13 protein-coding genes and 1 pseudogene are annotated in these 15,787 nt (G+C 36.9%); 11 read left to right on the plus strand and 3 right to left on the minus strand.

Annotated features, from left to right (window positions below; genetic code table 11):
• Both fdhD and H4J56_RS08855 read right to left on the minus strand, forming a co-directional pair.
• Positions 1-792: a formate dehydrogenase accessory sulfurtransferase FdhD gene (gene fdhD / locus H4J56_RS08850; RefSeq protein WP_182216370.1), complete on the minus strand. Its 792-nt coding sequence runs from the start codon at positions 790-792 to the stop codon at positions 1-3.
• 493 nt (positions 793-1,285) lie between these two features.
• Positions 1,286-1,534, minus strand: a complete 249-nt coding sequence (locus tag H4J56_RS08855) for a hypothetical protein (protein WP_182216371.1) — start codon at positions 1,532-1,534, stop codon at positions 1,286-1,288.
• Between the two features lie 680 nt (positions 1,535-2,214).
• On the opposite strand from H4J56_RS08855, the gene H4J56_RS08860 reads away from it, so the two are divergent.
• The 9 genes from H4J56_RS08860 to H4J56_RS08900 all read left to right on the plus strand — a co-directional run bounded on the left by H4J56_RS08860 (position 2,215) and on the right by H4J56_RS08900 (position 12,923).
• The gene (locus H4J56_RS08860) at positions 2,215-3,222 is read left to right on the plus strand and encodes a response regulator (RefSeq protein ID WP_182216373.1); all 1,008 of its coding nucleotides are present in this window, start codon (positions 2,215-2,217) and stop codon (positions 3,220-3,222) included.
• Between the two features lie 3 nt (positions 3,223-3,225).
• The gene (locus H4J56_RS08865; RefSeq protein WP_182216374.1) at positions 3,226-3,825 is read left to right on the plus strand and encodes a cysteine hydrolase family protein; all 600 of its coding nucleotides are present in this window, start codon (positions 3,226-3,228) and stop codon (positions 3,823-3,825) included.
• Positions 3,826-3,839: 14 nt separating this feature from the next.
• Positions 3,840-6,662, plus strand: coding sequence for a PAS domain-containing protein (locus tag H4J56_RS19900; RefSeq protein ID WP_182216376.1), 2,823 nt, complete (start codon positions 3,840-3,842; stop codon positions 6,660-6,662).
• Positions 6,663-6,902: 240 nt separating this feature from the next.
• The gene (locus tag H4J56_RS08875; protein WP_182216377.1) at positions 6,903-8,870 is read left to right on the plus strand and encodes a pilus assembly protein N-terminal domain-containing protein; all 1,968 of its coding nucleotides are present in this window, start codon (positions 6,903-6,905) and stop codon (positions 8,868-8,870) included.
• The gene (locus H4J56_RS08880) at positions 8,867-9,736 is read left to right on the plus strand and encodes a M48 family metallopeptidase (RefSeq protein WP_182216379.1); all 870 of its coding nucleotides are present in this window, start codon (positions 8,867-8,869) and stop codon (positions 9,734-9,736) included. The genes H4J56_RS08875 and H4J56_RS08880 overlap by 4 nt, the downstream gene beginning before the upstream one ends.
• 585 nt (positions 9,737-10,321) lie before the next feature.
• Entirely contained in the window at positions 10,322-10,708 is a 387-nt protein-coding gene (locus H4J56_RS08885) for a hypothetical protein (protein ID WP_182216380.1), read from the plus strand.
• A gap of 73 nt (positions 10,709-10,781) precedes the next feature.
• A complete protein-coding gene (locus H4J56_RS08890; protein ID WP_182216382.1) occupies positions 10,782-11,543 on the plus strand; it encodes an SAF domain-containing protein in 762 nt (253 codons plus the stop codon).
• Between the two features lie 591 nt (positions 11,544-12,134).
• The gene (locus H4J56_RS08895) at positions 12,135-12,524 is read left to right on the plus strand and encodes a hypothetical protein (RefSeq protein WP_182216384.1); all 390 of its coding nucleotides are present in this window, start codon (positions 12,135-12,137) and stop codon (positions 12,522-12,524) included.
• 69 nt (positions 12,525-12,593) lie between these two features.
• On the plus strand, positions 12,594-12,923 hold the full coding sequence (locus H4J56_RS08900; RefSeq protein WP_182216386.1) for an SAF domain-containing protein: 330 nt from the start codon (positions 12,594-12,596) through the stop codon (positions 12,921-12,923).
• Here the strand turns inward: H4J56_RS08900 and H4J56_RS08905 are convergent.
• A pseudogene (locus H4J56_RS08905) lies at positions 12,916-13,700 on the minus strand (transposase). The gene H4J56_RS08900 and the pseudogene H4J56_RS08905 sit on opposite strands and share 8 nt — an antisense overlap.
• Positions 13,701-14,539: 839 nt before the next feature.
• Here H4J56_RS08905 and H4J56_RS08910 point away from each other — a divergent pair.
• Positions 14,540-14,926 carry a hypothetical protein gene (locus tag H4J56_RS08910; protein ID WP_182216387.1) on the plus strand — a complete coding sequence of 129 codons (387 nt, stop codon included), beginning with the start codon at positions 14,540-14,542 and terminating at the stop codon, positions 14,924-14,926.
• Positions 14,927-14,999: 73 nt separating this feature from the next.
• Positions 15,000-15,761, plus strand: a complete 762-nt coding sequence (locus tag H4J56_RS08915; RefSeq protein ID WP_182216389.1) for an SAF domain-containing protein — start codon at positions 15,000-15,002, stop codon at positions 15,759-15,761.
• Positions 15,762-15,787 lie beyond the last annotated feature (26 nt).

Consider the following 15,787-nt stretch of genomic DNA (forward strand, 5'->3'; position numbering starts at 1 on the left):
TTAGGCGTAACGTTTTAGTTGCCCATGTTGGAAGCAAAATAAGGCTATTTGAGATTTGCGAGCTGAATTAACAGCTAAGTCAGTCGGCTGTGCTAGCGTGACTAACGTTGTCAGAGATAAGCGAGCAGCCTTGGCAATTAAATCATGACTGCAGCGGCTTGTTATCAAAGCAAAACCATCATGAGTCAGTAATTTTTTATGCGACAAACAACCTAGCAATTTATCTAACGCTGAATGACGACCCACATCCTCTCGAAAGGCGATCATTTTAGCAGATAAATCAAAAAATGCAGCGCAATGATTTCCTCGGATACTCCCCGATTTTTTTAAAATACTAGGTAAGGCATCTCTTGCTTGAATAATAATTTTCTCAGAGGGTAATTGAAACGATTTTACCTCTTTTTGATGAGGCTGATTTAATGACATAGCAGCTTCAATAGAGTCTAGACCACAAAGGCCACAGCCACTTGGCCCAGCCATCGTTCTGCGTCGTTGCTTCAATCGATGCTGAACTCGTGCTAAAACCAGAATATCAACTTGCCATCCAGAGATATGTGAATGAACAATGATATCTAAAACTTCGTTAGCCGAATGAATTAAGCCTTCGCTTAAACTAAAACCAAGTGCAAAGTCTTTTAAATGCTCAGGAGATGCCATCATTACCGCTTGGCTAATGCCATTAATACTAATTGCAATAGCTGCCTCAGTAAGCTGCGCTTGATGCAACTCTTTCTGAGGAAGTTCAGCAATTTTTTTAGTGCAGTTAAGATGCTCTATAATAACATTCTCCAAAGTGTTTTTATCTTAAAATAGTGGCGCTTTGCCATACTATCGACAAAGCCATTCTATTATACAATAGGACCGTAAGGTTTTTAATTACCTCCAGCATATTTTCTCGAACACTCAGTGTTTTAAACCATTACACTTAAATCTGTAGTATTAATTTCTCTACAGACATCATCATCAATTTCAATACCATATTCAACAGTAAATTCTTTGTATTTTAATGTACCCAATCGTACTTAAATGTATGGGAGAGTTACTTTAGTGATCTAATTAAGTAGTTGATATAAAAATTTATAATTTTTTTTGACGTCCATCTTTGGGGGCATTAGGGGGGTAGAATTTGAGTCTCTCTATCTGCACCAAATACAGGTTCAATAAGAACCAATGAAAACTGAAAGCTCCAAGTTATATAGGGTTTTCAGTTTTTTATATCCAAAATGATTTGATAATATACTTTACACTGTCATTTTATTTTTAATGTGCTTAGTGCCAAACACGACTATTGGATACCTTCCAATTCTGGATTAACAATGACTACTGTGCTTTGACTTTCTTCAACAGGTTTTTTAATACCATCAAAGGCATATTGCTCGCTTATTTCTATTGCTTCAGCCACATCTAGTAGCTCTTGAACAAGAGCATCACGGATCACAACTAATCCAATGATTGAACCAATAAATATAATTGTTGCCAAAAATACCATTTCAGCGGTAACTGCAAAACCTGCCTGCTTTCTAATATTAATCATAGTAATTCACCCCTGAATTGATATTCTTTGTTAGCTATGGGCTGTGAATATTACAAAGCATTATTTATGCCAGATAATATATCAAGAATTATTAAGGTGAAGTGTTAATAATTCTTGATAGCTTTGACAGGCGTCACTTATATACTTTTTTCTTTTATTATCGAGTAAATATTTGTCAAATATGTATTTTATTAAAGTATTGTGTGACTGATTATTAGCTTTTTTCATAAAGTATAGCTAATAGTTAGAGTCTGTGTGTTTGATGTTAATCGATATTTATACAGTCGACAAAGATACTGGAGGAGCTAATAACTGTGAATTAAATCTCAATACTTATATTTTGCTTAAACGAGCGGCTTATTTTCTCTAGAACAAAAAATTGATGGATTTTTTGAAGTTGTTTTTACACTATTTGGAAAACTTAGTATGGGTAATTTAATATATTACTTTTAGCAATTTGGTTTTTATTCTGATTTGCAATTTGCAACTCAAATTGACTTTTATGATTATATCTAAAATCAATAATTTTTAATTATTGATTTTAAACGTTAAATAATAGGCTTTATAATGGAACGTTAATTGCTTTGATTAAGGATAATATCGTTTTTTCATTAAAGGTGAACATCATTTTGGAAAATTCAAGAATTGATATATTAGAATTGGTTCAATGTGTAGGAGCTATGTTGATAGCTCAAATGGGGCGACCCGTTTGTTGTCGATTGCTAAACCAAACCAGTTTTAGTCGAGCTATGGTTGACCTTGATGCAAATAAACTGACAAAACAGCTTGCAGAAGACATTCAACAGGCTATAGATAGTGTCGAATATGGTGTCACTATAAAATTCAGTGTTGTTGATGATCACATGCATTTTGATTTTTACTGTGATGACCAAAGTGAAAAATATTTTAGCACTATAATTTCTGGTAAACCTAAACTAGAAGAAAGCCTGCCAGAGCTGATTGGTGAGCCAATTAAAGTCCGTATTCAATCAGACGACAGATCATTACAACATTGTTTTCGTTCGTTTGAACAAGGCCTTAATATTGAATGTATAGCGCAATCATCAAATGAAACAGCTGATTCACCTTGCCATATCGAAATTAAAGATTGTCGAGCTACGTCTGACGTTTATGCTAACTTAACTAAAACAAATAGTCATTCAACGATTGTATTGCGTACTATGCAACAATTGCAGGAGCGTGAGCGTACGGACGAAATTTCACTATATTGGCCATTTTTTGATAGTGATTTACATAACCTTTTGGGTGACATTAAGCATTTACGTAAACTTAGAGTTTTTGTTGCAGACGATAGTCAACCCAGTAAAATGACGACAATAATCATGCTAGAACATCTAGGTTGTATTCTTACTGGTGCAGATGATGGTATTGAAGCGTTGGAGTTGACCAGCAAACAGCCATTTGACCTTATATTTTTAGATGAACGGATGCCCGGTTTACTTGGTAGTGATGTTGCAAGCCAGTTACGTGATGGTAATGGCGTAAATGCTAATACGCCGAAAATTTCGCTGACAGGGATCACCGACAGAGATTCTGTTGCTGAGTTATATAGAAAAGGTATTACTCATCATATTGAAAAGCCTATTACAAAGTTAGTGTTAGAAAATTTTTTACAACAATATCGTAAAATTCAACTTGCACAAGTAAATGAAACTATTGGAGTTTAAAAGATGAATAATTTATCCCATACCGCACTAGTTTTGATAGGTTATCAAAATGATTATTTTTCACCACAAGGTATTTTATATAGTGTGATTGAAGAATCATCAAGAGTGACGGGAGTACTTGAAAATACGCTTACGTTACTTAGTGAGTATGGGCGTGATTTTGGGATGGTGATCAACACGCCCATTCATTTTACCGCTGACTACAATGAGCTAGCAAATCCTATAGGTATTCTTAAAGTCATCAAAGATGTTGGAGCCTTCAAAGAAAATACGTTTGGAGCAGAAGTTATTCCTCAACTGTCTAAATTTGATGATTTTGTTACTATAATTCCAGGTAAGCGAGGATTGAATGCATTTTCTAATACAGATTTAGCGAAGTTACTTCATGATAAAGGTATTACCGATATCGTGTTTGCAGGCACAGTTACTTCCATCTGTATCGATTCCACTGCGCGTTCCGCAATAGATTTGGGCTTTAACGTAACAGTTCTGGATGATTGTACCTCTAGTCGAACACCTTTTGAACAGAACTTTTATTGCACCGAAGTTTTTCCTTTATATGCCAATGTTTGTCACTGGTCACAATTAGCTTCAACTAAATAGCATAGGATGTCAGCGTGGATAACAGCAAAGAGCTCCAAGTACAAATCCAATATGCCCTAATTGAGAAGCTATCAAAAAGCCAGCAAGCTCACGCTAAATTACTGTCGTTGTTAGATGAATGTATATTTGAATGCGATAATAACTTTACGCTGACCTATTTAAACTCAGCCTGGAATAGGCAATTAGGGTATACCGATAACGAATTATTGGGTTGTGCTTTACCAACTTACTTGCATGAAAAAAGTAAAGAATCTTTCTGTAATAACATGGCTGAAACAGCATGTGAAAAAAGTGATCCTAAGCGAGTTGAGGTTTTACTTAGAGATAAATCTGGTGAATACCGATGGTTTGAAATGCGTATGGTTAGAAACGCTGAAGAGGGGTTTATAGGATCTTTGTTCGATATTCAAGCTCATAAAGATATGGAAACCCGCTTACGCTTTAAAGAAGAAGCACGAAAATTATCTTTGGTTGCAAGTCACACCAACAACTTGGTGATTATAACAAATGAATGTGGTGAAGTTGAATGGGTTAATCGCAGCTTTGAAAAACTATCTGGGTACTCTTTTGAGGAAATTAAAGGCCAGCGACCAGGAAAGTTACTACAAGGGCCAATGACTGATCAGAACGTTGTTACAGTTATGTCTGAAGCCATTAAAAATAAGGAGAATTTTAACGTCGAAATTATCAATTATAATCGCGATGGTGAGCCTTATTGGATCGCAATGGATGCATCACCAGTAAAAAGTAAAAATGGTCAAGTTAGCCACTATATTGCGGTCCAATCTGATATTACCCAACGAGTAAAAGCTGAACAGTTGGCATCTGCTGCTGAATACAGTTATCGACTAGTAGTCGATAATATTAGTGAAGTTGTTCTGCGCCTTCAACCAGACGGACGCATTGCTTTTATGAATCATGCATGGAGTGATTTAATCAAGTTGCCTGAAAGTCAATGTATGGGTAAAGAGATCACTGAATTTGTTAGTGGTGTTAACCAACCAATTGTTATTAAGGCTTTGAACCAATTTGCCAATGGCGTGCACAACACATGCAGATTAGAATTACAGATGAGATGCGCTGGCGGTTCCCATACTTGGGCAGAAATGAGTATGACGCCAATTGTTGATCAAAATGGTGCCTTAATTGCTATTGCCGCTACGCTTGTTGATGTTGATGAGCGTGTAGCAGCAGCATATGCATTAAAAGAGGCCAAGCAGCATGCTGAAACCCTTGCTGTTGCAAAAAGTCGTTTTCTGGCTAATATAAGCCATGAAATTCGCACCCCACTAAATGCCATGATTGGCTCAAGTGAAATATTACAAGATACTGGGCTTAATCAAGAGCAACAACGCTTTGCTGATATGATCCAATCGAGTGGAAGTGCATTATTAAGTATTCTTGACGACGTGTTAACCTATTCACGTTTTGAAGCTAATGCAGTCACACTTGAGCATCGAAAATTCGACTTAGGTATTTGTATAGATGAAGCTATTGATATTTTGTCTGACAGCGCGGTTAAGAAAAAGCTGAAACTGATTTTGTGTATTGATGCTAATGTACCAATGAACGTCATAGGTGATAATGTTAGACTTCGCCAAATTTTAATTAATCTTCTGGCCAATGCTATTAAGTTTACGAGTATTGGAGAAATTAACATTCATGTAGCATACAAACCCACAGAAAATAACCAAGGTGTTCTTTCAATCAAGGTTATTGATACGGGTATTGGCATTGCTGAAGAAAAAATGTCTCAGTTATTTGAACCTTTTATGCAATCTGACGTGTCTACCACTCGTCAATTTGGCGGTAGTGGTTTAGGTTTGGCCATCTGTCATCAAATTTGTGAAGCTGCAGGAGGAACAATTAGAGTCAATTCTAAATTAGATAAAGGTAGTACTTTTTGTATTGAAATTCCAATTGAGATTGATATTTCTGTTCCACAAAATCAATTACCTTTACTACCAGATAACTGCAACAATATTGTTTGGTTAATTGGGAATGATAATAATCTAAACGATGCAATTAAGCAGATATTCAAACGTTACAAAGTAACATATAAAGTGTTTAGGTCCACCTCAGAATTACCTGATCCTTCTATTGGGTTAGCTGACTTTTTGGTAGTGACTGAGCCGGCTCAAAGCGATAGTTGTAGAAAGTATTTAAAGCCTTACTTCAGCGATGGCTCCACACCTTGTTTGATAATATTGGATCTGCTGGGCAGTGGTAAATTCACTCATTGGCACAGTAAAAATGAATTACTGGTTAATGGCCCGATCAAAGTTTCTCACATTAGTAGGATTTTGGAGCAGTTGCATGAGATGTTAGGGAAGGCTAGTATCAAGTTATATGACGCACTCAGCGTTAATAAGAGTGATATTAATTTTGGTAATGCGACTATTTTAGTTGTGGAAGATAACCAACAAAATCAAATTATTATAGAACAATTTTTAATATCTTGCGGATGTCAGGTGCTAATCGCTAACCAAGGCGTTGAAGCGTTACGCATGTTGAAAAATTCTGAAATTGATTTAGTGCTCATGGATATCCAAATGCCGGTAATGGACGGTCTAACCACGACTACTCATATACGCTCAAGCGATGAGCACTTTAAGCATGTACCTATTATTGCGGTGACTGCTGACGCAGTCTATGGTGACAAAGAGCGTTATATGAAAGCTGGTATGAATGATTTCTTGCCTAAACCTGTTATTCGCAAAGAATTACATCGCTTGTTAATTAAATACTTACCTGAACATAAAAAGCAAAAAAATAATGAAACTAAAGTTCAACGATTGTTAGAAATGCGCACACTTGTTGCAAAATGCCTCTTATAATCTACATATTTGCAAAACGCAATTCAATATAAGAATGTTCAATTTCATTTTCCATGTAGATAAATTCCTTTCTGATAATAAATTTTAAATATAATTTATAACCTACTGTTTTATAATAATTAAATCTAAATCCTTAAACTAATCTCCAACTTGGTCTAAATGTTGCGATATAGCTAGTAACCGCCGTATCAACAAACACCATAAGTATGTAGCTGCGGACGAATGTAACAGGAGAGCATTATGAAATTTTTTAAATTAGTTTTGATTAATTATATTTGGTTATTAGCTTTATTCTCAACGGTATGTGCAGCTGATGGCCTGAAATTTGTAGAGACCGCAGACAGTAAAAAGTCCAAAGAAACTAGGGAACTAGTGCAGTGGACACACAGTCGATTAGTCTTCAATAAACCGCTTGAGCGAATTGCTGTTGGGCAAGAAGAAACTTTACAAGTAGAAGTACTGAGTAAAAATGAAGCTTTAGCATTGGCCAAAAAAGTGGGCCGAACTAGTGTTATGGTTTGGTATACTGATAATACATCAGAAACTTTTCTATTTACTGTTACTTCAGATTTAAGTGTATTACATCACGCCATTAAAGATATTCATCCTAACATCTCGTTGACACTAGCTCCTGATCGTAATGCGCTAGTGTTACGTGGAAAAGTACCTACTATTAAATACCGAATAGCAGCTGAAGCGGCGGCCCGTAACTATTTCGAAGCAGGTCAAGGAGACAATGATAATGTTTTGCTGCAGTCATCGGCAATTGCATCATTGGTTAATAATTTGCGTATGCAGGACAAAGATGTTCAGCATACGCTAAAAAGAAAGACTAAATCAGCCGCTATTATAAACTTAATCAAGGTTGAAATATTACCTGAAGATATTGTTACTCGGGTGAAAAATAATATTAACTTAGTGGGGGGCGAGTCTGTCACTGTGACACGTGTTCAGCATGGAGATGTTCCTAATGCTAATCAAGACACTTTATTACTAAAAGGTTATGTAGATAACCAAGTTGAATTAGTTAGAGTACTTACTGTTGCATCTAGACTCGTGACCGGAGAAGAAAGCAAAAAATCTAAAGAAGCCATTATTACGATTCTAGCGAACGAGTCAGGTGGGCTGTTTACGAGTAATAGCAAGAAAAGCTCAGCTGGCCCGGCAGGACTTGGTATTAGTGGTGCGTCTGGATCCAGCGGAAGTTCAGATAATAACCTTGCTTCAAATATTGGCCGCGCGAAATTATTGTCCATTGCTGGAGGTAAATTATTATCGGTGATTGAAGTACGAGATTTACCGCTAATTCGCGTCTCGGTTCAAATGTACGAAGTTAACCATCGTCGCTTGAAACAGTGGCGTCCAGATTTTTCAGTACTTAGTAAGGGCTATGATAAAACGAGTGGTAATTTTGGCTTAGCAGGAGCTAGCCCTAATGAATCATCATCGACAAAAGTTAATAATGCCTTGCAGGTGTTAGGTGGCGGGCTAGTAAATAATTTGCAAGTAGCAGGTAAAGATTTTGCCTTTGATTTATTGTTTTCAATGTTAGAAGAGGAAGGAATATCTAAAACCTTATCTCGTCCTACTTTAACTGTATTAGCTGGTGAATCAGCTGTATTTTCAGCAGGTGGTGAAGTGCCTGTACCAACTGCATTTGCACCAAGTGGCATTGTAAGTGGTGATGAAGTTGGGGCGAATACTTCTGGTGTTTTTAGTGGGACAACATTTAAATCATTCGGCGTTCAGTTACAGGTTCGCGCTATGGTCGACGAACATGACCGTATTACTTTGGACTTAAACCCGACAATTTCTACACCTGATACGCTTCTAACTCAGGAAATTTCGAGTAGTACAGGTAGCGGATTAAATACCTCAGCGTTTAATGTTAGAAGTATTAGCACATCAACACGTTTGCGTGATGGACAACCTATGGTTATTGGAGGGCTGGTCAGTCGTGACATTAACAATAATCGAGACTTTATACCTGGTGCGAGTCGCGTGCCGGTACTTGGAAAATTAGCAGAGTCAACTTCCGATTCAGATACAGAACGTGAGCTATTTATCATTGTTACACCTACCATCGTTCGTGAGATGAAGCATGAAGTCAACTTATGGCAGTTCCCTTCAACTGAGTTTCTACTACAAAAATCGGTTTTTAATGTCAACCAGGCATTCAATGCCTCAGAAAAGGAGACAGTAAAATGAATATTAAAAAATTATTTTCAATTTGTATGATATTCAGTGGTTTATTTATCACTGGCTGTGCGAACAAGAGTACAAGTAACCAAGTTTATGCGCCCAATGAGCAGTTAGATGAGCTTTTAACTAGGTATGTAAAAATAAAAGTACCTAAGCCTAAGTGTCAAACTCGAACGCAACAATTAATAAAGTGTCGAATGACATCATTTAACCGCGAAGAAATGTGTTTGAATAACCTCGCAAGCAACTCTAATTGTAAAAAAGCGAAAGATCATAATTTAATCGATGTTAAAGCGTTAATGATTAATCTTAACTGTCATGATAATAGCAAACCGATAGTTGATTGTTTTCGATTTGCATCTGAATTGAACGCCTTGTATCTGAAATATCCAAATCATAAGCGAATTATGATGACTAGTGCATTAGTGGAATTTGAAATTGGTAACACTAATACAAGCCAGCAGTTATTAGATTTGATTTTGTCTAAGCGTGGTGCATTTCCTGAAGCGGCTATTTTGCGCAGTAGAATAGCAATGGAAGAAGGGAACTTGACTTTAGCCAGAACAATAGTCAAACGACAGTTGAGTGTAACACCCTATAATCCGCACCTTTATGAACTTCAAGCGGCATACTATTATCTTGAAGGAAAATATACTAAAGCATTACAAGCTATAACATCAGCCGAACGCTTTATGGAAAGTGATTGGCGTATTAATTACCACAGAGGCATAATTTATGAAGCGCAGCAGCAGTGGTATAAAGCTTGTAAGGAGTATACCGGTGTACTAAGAGAACAGCCAGATAACCAGATGATGAGTGCAAAAATACTGTTACTAAGAGAACATATTGGTTGTTATGTTAATCCAGCTTAGCATTTGAAATTGGTGGTAACCCCCTAATACTACCACTTATTAAATAAGCCCAAACCGTTTATTAAGCGCTTGGGTTTTTTATTTTTTAGCGCACAGTCATCACAATAATTGTCGATAAATTTCAAGTTATTCATACTAATTTCATAAAATTTTTCTCATGTGAACTGGTTAAGATAGACCAGCCAACCAATGCTGCACGCGTGAATGTGAGTACTTAAGTTCTGTCTGGAACTAAAGGCTCAATCACCGTAAATCGTGAGAGATCATTCTAGCTCATAATCTTGATTTATTTTTTCTTCATACATCAAGATCAAAACTTCATGGTATTTATTCATTAAATTTGCTTTGCAAATTGCGAATCAATTTGTCACTTCAGCTTTAGATAGTGATCCTCTTGGTATTGTAAACTTAAATAGTCTGAATATGGTCTTTGCTCAACATGTTGTTTAATAAGGAGTTATTAAGGTGTTGTTATTTGATTTTTACATTTACTTACAAGCTGGCACAGCAATCGCAATAGTCTATGTAAGCTCAAATTAATTGGGCTTATAAACGACTAATTTTATAACCTTAGAGGTAAACACTATGAAAGCGATTAAAAACAATACACCGAGTAAAAAGAAGCAAGGCGGATTTGTAATGACTTCAGAGTTGTTGTTGTTATCTACTACGATAGTCATTGGTCTTGTGGTTGGTTTAAGTACTATGCGTGATGCTGTAACGGCTGAAATGGAAGATGTTGCAGAAGCTATTGGTTCACTCGACCAGAGCTACGCTTTTGATGGTATGAAAAATGGTGAGGGTACTGCTGAAATCAGTGGTTCAGGTTTCATCGATGCAGTAGATGCTAACGCTGGTGACGGTCAGAAGTTCGAATTTATAAATACTGACTTTTCTGAATCAGCTAATGATATAAGTGGCACTGCAAGCACCGCCGCGGCTTCTGCTAACAATGTTGGTAGCTTGAATTAATCCGTGGCTCAAAGGGCAGGATAAGTATTTCGCTCCTGTCCTCGTTTTTCTAATCTGATTAATGAGGTGACATATGAAAGCTAAATTAACCGGTAGTGCTACAGGTGCCATGATCCTTTTTGCGGCATCGGGTATGCTAGCTTCAGTGCTAGGACTGCGTCAATTTGACAAGCTGACAACTGAGCCTGCGTGGATAGTAAGTAGCAATCTACAGTCAGGTCAAGTGATCACTTCAGGACTGCTTAAACAAGTACGTATTGATCTGGATAACCTTGTAGGGACGATTCAAAACTCCCGTCGATTGATGGGCCAAACATTAAAAGTTAGTAAGAGTGCGGGTAGTACAATTTCCCCGAGTGACTTAAAGGTCAAAGAAAAAAAATCTTTATCTCATGCTATTCCACCAGGTCGGGTGTTATACACCCTAGAGCATATTCAAAAAGGTATGCCTTACGAACAGTTAAGTGATGGTGATCGTTTTGATGTGGTTGTAAGAGCTCGAAATGGTGTACGTACGGTTGCACGAGATGTGCAGCTCATTGGTATCAACCATCCTGCAGCCCGAAAGGCTGATAATAGTGGTCTGAAAAATATGTTGATGCCTAAAGGTAAACAAGCAGGTAATCAACCCGGTTTGTCGTTGGTTGTTGCCGTAAGACCATCGGATGTGTATCCCTTAACCAGTATTAGAGCAAGCGACGCTGTAGCGATGATTTTCCACAGTGCACATGATATGGCAAAAGGCACTCAATATAGTATTGATCCTAAACAACGTTTTCGTAATGTTGAAATGGTAGCAGGTGTGCACCGCACAAGAGTGCAGGTTATTAATTAACAAAACTTGTAGTAACAATAATATTTCTACTCTCTCCTGAGTAATTTTCCGGTTTAGTCTTACATTGATTGAATCGGATTTTTTTTAATACTAGTACACCTTTTTATATTTAATCGTTATACCCATTTCATAAATTATTGCTCACAGGGAAGTGAGTACTTAGGTTTTGTTTGGAACCAAAAACCTGTGCTCACAGGGAAGTGAGTACTTAGGTTTTGTTTGGAACCAAAAAGGCTATTTGCACATCCCTAACAGGTACTTATTGACCCATCGAAACTTCTTATCTGGATCTACAGCATTACCATAAGTGAAATTTATAAATCATTTTTGATAGAGGTAACTCGTTATAATTTGATTTGTATTTTGCAAATCAAATTACTTATTGCGGTAATCTTCGTAAATATGTATGACTAAATGTTTTTGTTACTTCCAACTTACTACACTGTTTTTTATTGGTTTTTTATGTTTTTTGTGTGATTTTATTGTTTTTTTTTATATTTGGCACAGCAATGGCAATAACCTTAATAGGCTCATTAAATTAATAACAAATGATGAGCCGATATCTTTTTAACACTACCAGAGGTAAACACTATGAAAGCTAATATCAATAAAAAGAACATGAAGAAAAAGCAAGGCGGTTTTGTGATGACGTCAGAATTATTGTTGTTGTCTACGACTATCGTTATTGGTTTAACCGTAGGGTTAACAACAATGCGTGATTCTGTAACTGCTGAAATGGAAGATGTCGCTGAAGCGATTGGTTCACTTGATCAAAGTTATGCCTATGACGGTATGAAAAACGGTGAAGGTACTGCTGAAATCAGTGGTTCAGGATTTATCGATGCCATAGACACTAACGCTGGGGATGGAGTGAAATTTGAATTTATCGCGAGTGATTTTTCTGAAACAGCCAGTTCTATTAGTAGTAGCGCTAGTAGTGGTGCTAATTCTGCTGCCAATGTTGGTAGTTTGATAAACTAAAATACTTAAATAGTAGGGTCAGTCACCTGACTGGCTCTTTTATCTTTAAATTAATGAATGAGGTGATGTATGAAATACAAATTAAATACACCTTTTGCCTGGAGCGTATTCGCATTCGTTACTTTAATATCCATAGCATATTTTTTACTACCATTAAATCATTTGTTCACAGTTTCAGCTTGGGTAACTAAAGTAAATATCTCAGCAGGTCAATTGATTACGTCAGATTTGCTAGTTAAAACTAGAGTTTCTACTAATAATATCTATGGTTCAGTTCAGAACCCTGATGCACTCGTTGGTAAAATGTTAGTGGTGAATAAAGAGGCAAGCAGTACAATTTATTGGCATGAGTTGGCTGTATCCTGTAACAGATTTTGTGTAACTTCCAGTTTTAAATAAAGTCCTTTAAACGGTCTTCGAATTCAATCATAAATCGATTCAAGGCCGTTTTCCCGTTTCTTATTGAGATTGTCCATCTCTTGGATGCCGAATCTATTGCAAGATTAACTACTTTCTTCGCTGAGTCATCAGAGGGAAATCGTTTGCGAATGTCTTGAGGGTATTTATCATCCCAGCGTACGCAGACGTTATCGAGTTCAAGTAATACCTCTTCTTCTGTCACTGATTGATATATTCGCTTTACATCACCCGTTATTGCTTTGTAATTCCCCCAGGGTGCATACTTCATCGAATTTCTTACCATATGAACAATACAGAGCTGAACTTGTGCCGGAGGAAATACGGTATTAATCGCTTCAGCAAAGCCTTTAAGACCATCAACAGATACCTAATAACTCTTTTTACCTTTAATGTTAACACCTAAGGCCAGGTAAACCTCTTTATTGATAACCTGTTTATCTTGTCTGATTTTAACCACTAAACAGTCAAGATAAACAATAGGGTAGACTGAATCTAGAGGTTGATCTTGCCACTCAGTGACTTGTTCTATTACGGCATTAGTGACAAGAGATATAACGTGGGTGAAATATCTGCGCCATACATTTCTTTGAACATTTTAACGATTTCTCTCGTCGTCATACCTTTGGCATAAAGATACAAGATTTTATCGTTCATCGACGTAAATCGCGTTTGATTCTTTTTAACCAATAAAGGCTCGAAACTACCTTCTTTATCACGTGGTGTTTCAAGTTCTACTTGGCCGTCTTCAGTGCGAATGGGCTTCGAATAGTAGCCGTTGCGGCTATTTTTGTGTTGATTTTCTCATGAAGTGCATAACCAAGATGCTCTTCAATCTCTGCGTTTAAAAAGGCTTCAACGGTTATCTTGGCTGCTTGCTTAGCAAATACCCTAGTTCTTTCTTATTCATAGTCTGCCAATCCTAACCCCTTTTGGGGTACTAATGATAGGCAGTTACACAGATTTTGCTACAGGGTCGTTGGTTGGTTCAAACACTAGTATTTATTAACTTTTTATTGCCATAAAATATTGCTAACAAAATGATAATTATTGCTTAACTGTTAATTTATTTTTTGATAACTACTAATTTTTAGCTATACAATGCGCCACATATAGACCCTTTAACTCCGTTTTCTAAGTTACTTCCACAATAAAAAGTTAGTTTTCTTCTCGTTTCTATTACGAAACAAGCGATACATCTCCATTTTAAACAAAGCTGTCGGTTTAGAATCAATAATCATAAATTTTAAAATTATATGAGTCTGACTCTTTAAGCGTATGGGCATTCATTTTTAATAGGCTATATTTTTCGCAAAAAAAAGATTTTCTTTTTTGAATAGCTCAAATGAGGGTACGTAAATAAATAATACAATCTGATTTGCAAATTGCAAATCAGATTGTGAACTAAGCTTTTTAGCTAATAACCAATACAGTGATGATTTAATTTTAATTAAAATTTATTTTATTGTTTTATAAGGATTTATTTGGTTTTATTTTGGTTTGTTTAAAAGCTGGCACAGCAATCGCAATAGTCTATGTAAGCTCAAATAATTTGGGTTTATTAATTACTAACTTACACAACATTAAAGGTAAACATTATGAAAACTCTTATAAACAACAAACTAGGTAAGAAAAAACAAGGCGGATTTGTGATGACTTCAGAGTTGTTATTGTTATCGACTACGATAGTCATTGGCCTAGTCGTAGGTCTAAGTACGATGCGTGACGCTGTAACGGCTGAAATGGAAGATGTTGCTGAAGCAATTGGCTCACTAGACCAGAGCTACGCTTTTGATGGTATGAAAAATGGTGAAGGAACGTCAGAGATAAGTGGCTCTGGTTTTATTGATGCGGTTGATATAAATGCAGGTGATGGTCAGAAGTTTGAATTTATTAATACTGACTTTTCTGAATCTGCCGCCTCTATTAGTGGTACAGCGAGTACAGCTGCTGCTTCTGCTAGTAATACCGGCAGTTTGAACTAATCAGGCGTTTCACGGGCAGGTTCAGCCATTGCACCTGTCCAAAATATTCCTAACTTGATAAATGAGGTGACATATGAAAAGTAAATTAACCGGTAGTGCCACGGGTGCCATGATCCTCTTTGCAGCATCAAGTATGTTAGCTTCAGTGCTAGGACTTCGCCAGTTTGAAAATATGACAACGGAGCCGGCATGGATAGTCAGTAGTAATCTACAACCGGGTCAAGTACTGACTTCATCACTCCTTAAACAAGTGCGTATTGATGAAGACAATCTTGCAGGCACTATACAAAACCCCCGTCATTTGATGGGTAAAACATTAAAGGTTAGCAAGCGAGCAGGGAGTTCGATTTACCCAAGCGACTTGAAAACTAAAGAAAAGAAATCTTTATCTGATGCTATTCCAGCTGGTCGTGTTTTGTTTACCCTAGAGCACATCCAAAAAGGTATGCCTTACGAGCAGTTGAGTGACGGTGACCGCTTTGATGTGGTTGTCAGAGGCAGGAATGGTGTAAGAACCGTTGCCCGTGATGTGCAGTTAATTGGTATTAACCACCCAGCTGCTAAAAAGACTGCAGACAGTGGTTTAAAAAATATGCTAATGCCAAAAAATAAGCAGGCAGGAGTTACCTCTGGGGTGTCTCTAGTTGTGGCGATAAGACCGTCTGATGTATACCCATTAGCGAGTATCAAAGCCAGCGATTCGATAGCGATGATCTTTCACAGTGCACACGATAGGGCAAAAGGTACTCAATATAGTATTGACCCCAAACAACGTTATCGCAATATTGAAATGGTAGCAGGTATTCGTCGTTCAAATGTGCGAGTGAACAATTAAAATGCCTTAACAAGGTATTAAGTAAA

It is taken from the genome of Colwellia sp. BRX8-4 (assembly GCF_014077345.1).
Lineage (GTDB): Bacteria > Pseudomonadota > Gammaproteobacteria > Enterobacterales > Alteromonadaceae > Colwellia_A.

What these genes read in the sequence shown, in the direction of transcription:
- H4J56_RS08855 (WP_182216371.1), bottom strand. Translation starts at nt 1,534, where the DNA reads ATGATTAATATTAGAAAGCAGGCAGGTTTTGCAGTTACCGCTGAAATG.
- H4J56_RS08860 (WP_182216373.1), top strand. Translation starts at nt 2,215, where the DNA reads ATGTTGATAGCTCAAATGGGGCGACCCGTTTGTTGTCGATTGCTAAAC.
- H4J56_RS08865 (WP_182216374.1), top strand. Translation starts at nt 3,226, where the DNA reads ATGAATAATTTATCCCATACCGCACTAGTTTTGATAGGTTATCAAAAT.
- H4J56_RS08875 (WP_182216377.1), top strand. Translation starts at nt 6,903, where the DNA reads ATGAAATTTTTTAAATTAGTTTTGATTAATTATATTTGGTTATTAGCT.
- H4J56_RS08880 (WP_182216379.1), top strand. Translation starts at nt 8,867, where the DNA reads ATGAATATTAAAAAATTATTTTCAATTTGTATGATATTCAGTGGTTTA.
- H4J56_RS08885 (WP_182216380.1), top strand. Translation starts at nt 10,322, where the DNA reads ATGAAAGCGATTAAAAACAATACACCGAGTAAAAAGAAGCAAGGCGGA.
- H4J56_RS08890 (WP_182216382.1), top strand. Translation starts at nt 10,782, where the DNA reads ATGAAAGCTAAATTAACCGGTAGTGCTACAGGTGCCATGATCCTTTTT.
- H4J56_RS08895 (WP_182216384.1), top strand. Translation starts at nt 12,135, where the DNA reads ATGAAAGCTAATATCAATAAAAAGAACATGAAGAAAAAGCAAGGCGGT.
- H4J56_RS08900 (WP_182216386.1), top strand. Translation starts at nt 12,594, where the DNA reads ATGAAATACAAATTAAATACACCTTTTGCCTGGAGCGTATTCGCATTC.
- H4J56_RS08910 (WP_182216387.1), top strand. Translation starts at nt 14,540, where the DNA reads ATGAAAACTCTTATAAACAACAAACTAGGTAAGAAAAAACAAGGCGGA.
- H4J56_RS08915 (WP_182216389.1), top strand. Translation starts at nt 15,000, where the DNA reads ATGAAAAGTAAATTAACCGGTAGTGCCACGGGTGCCATGATCCTCTTT.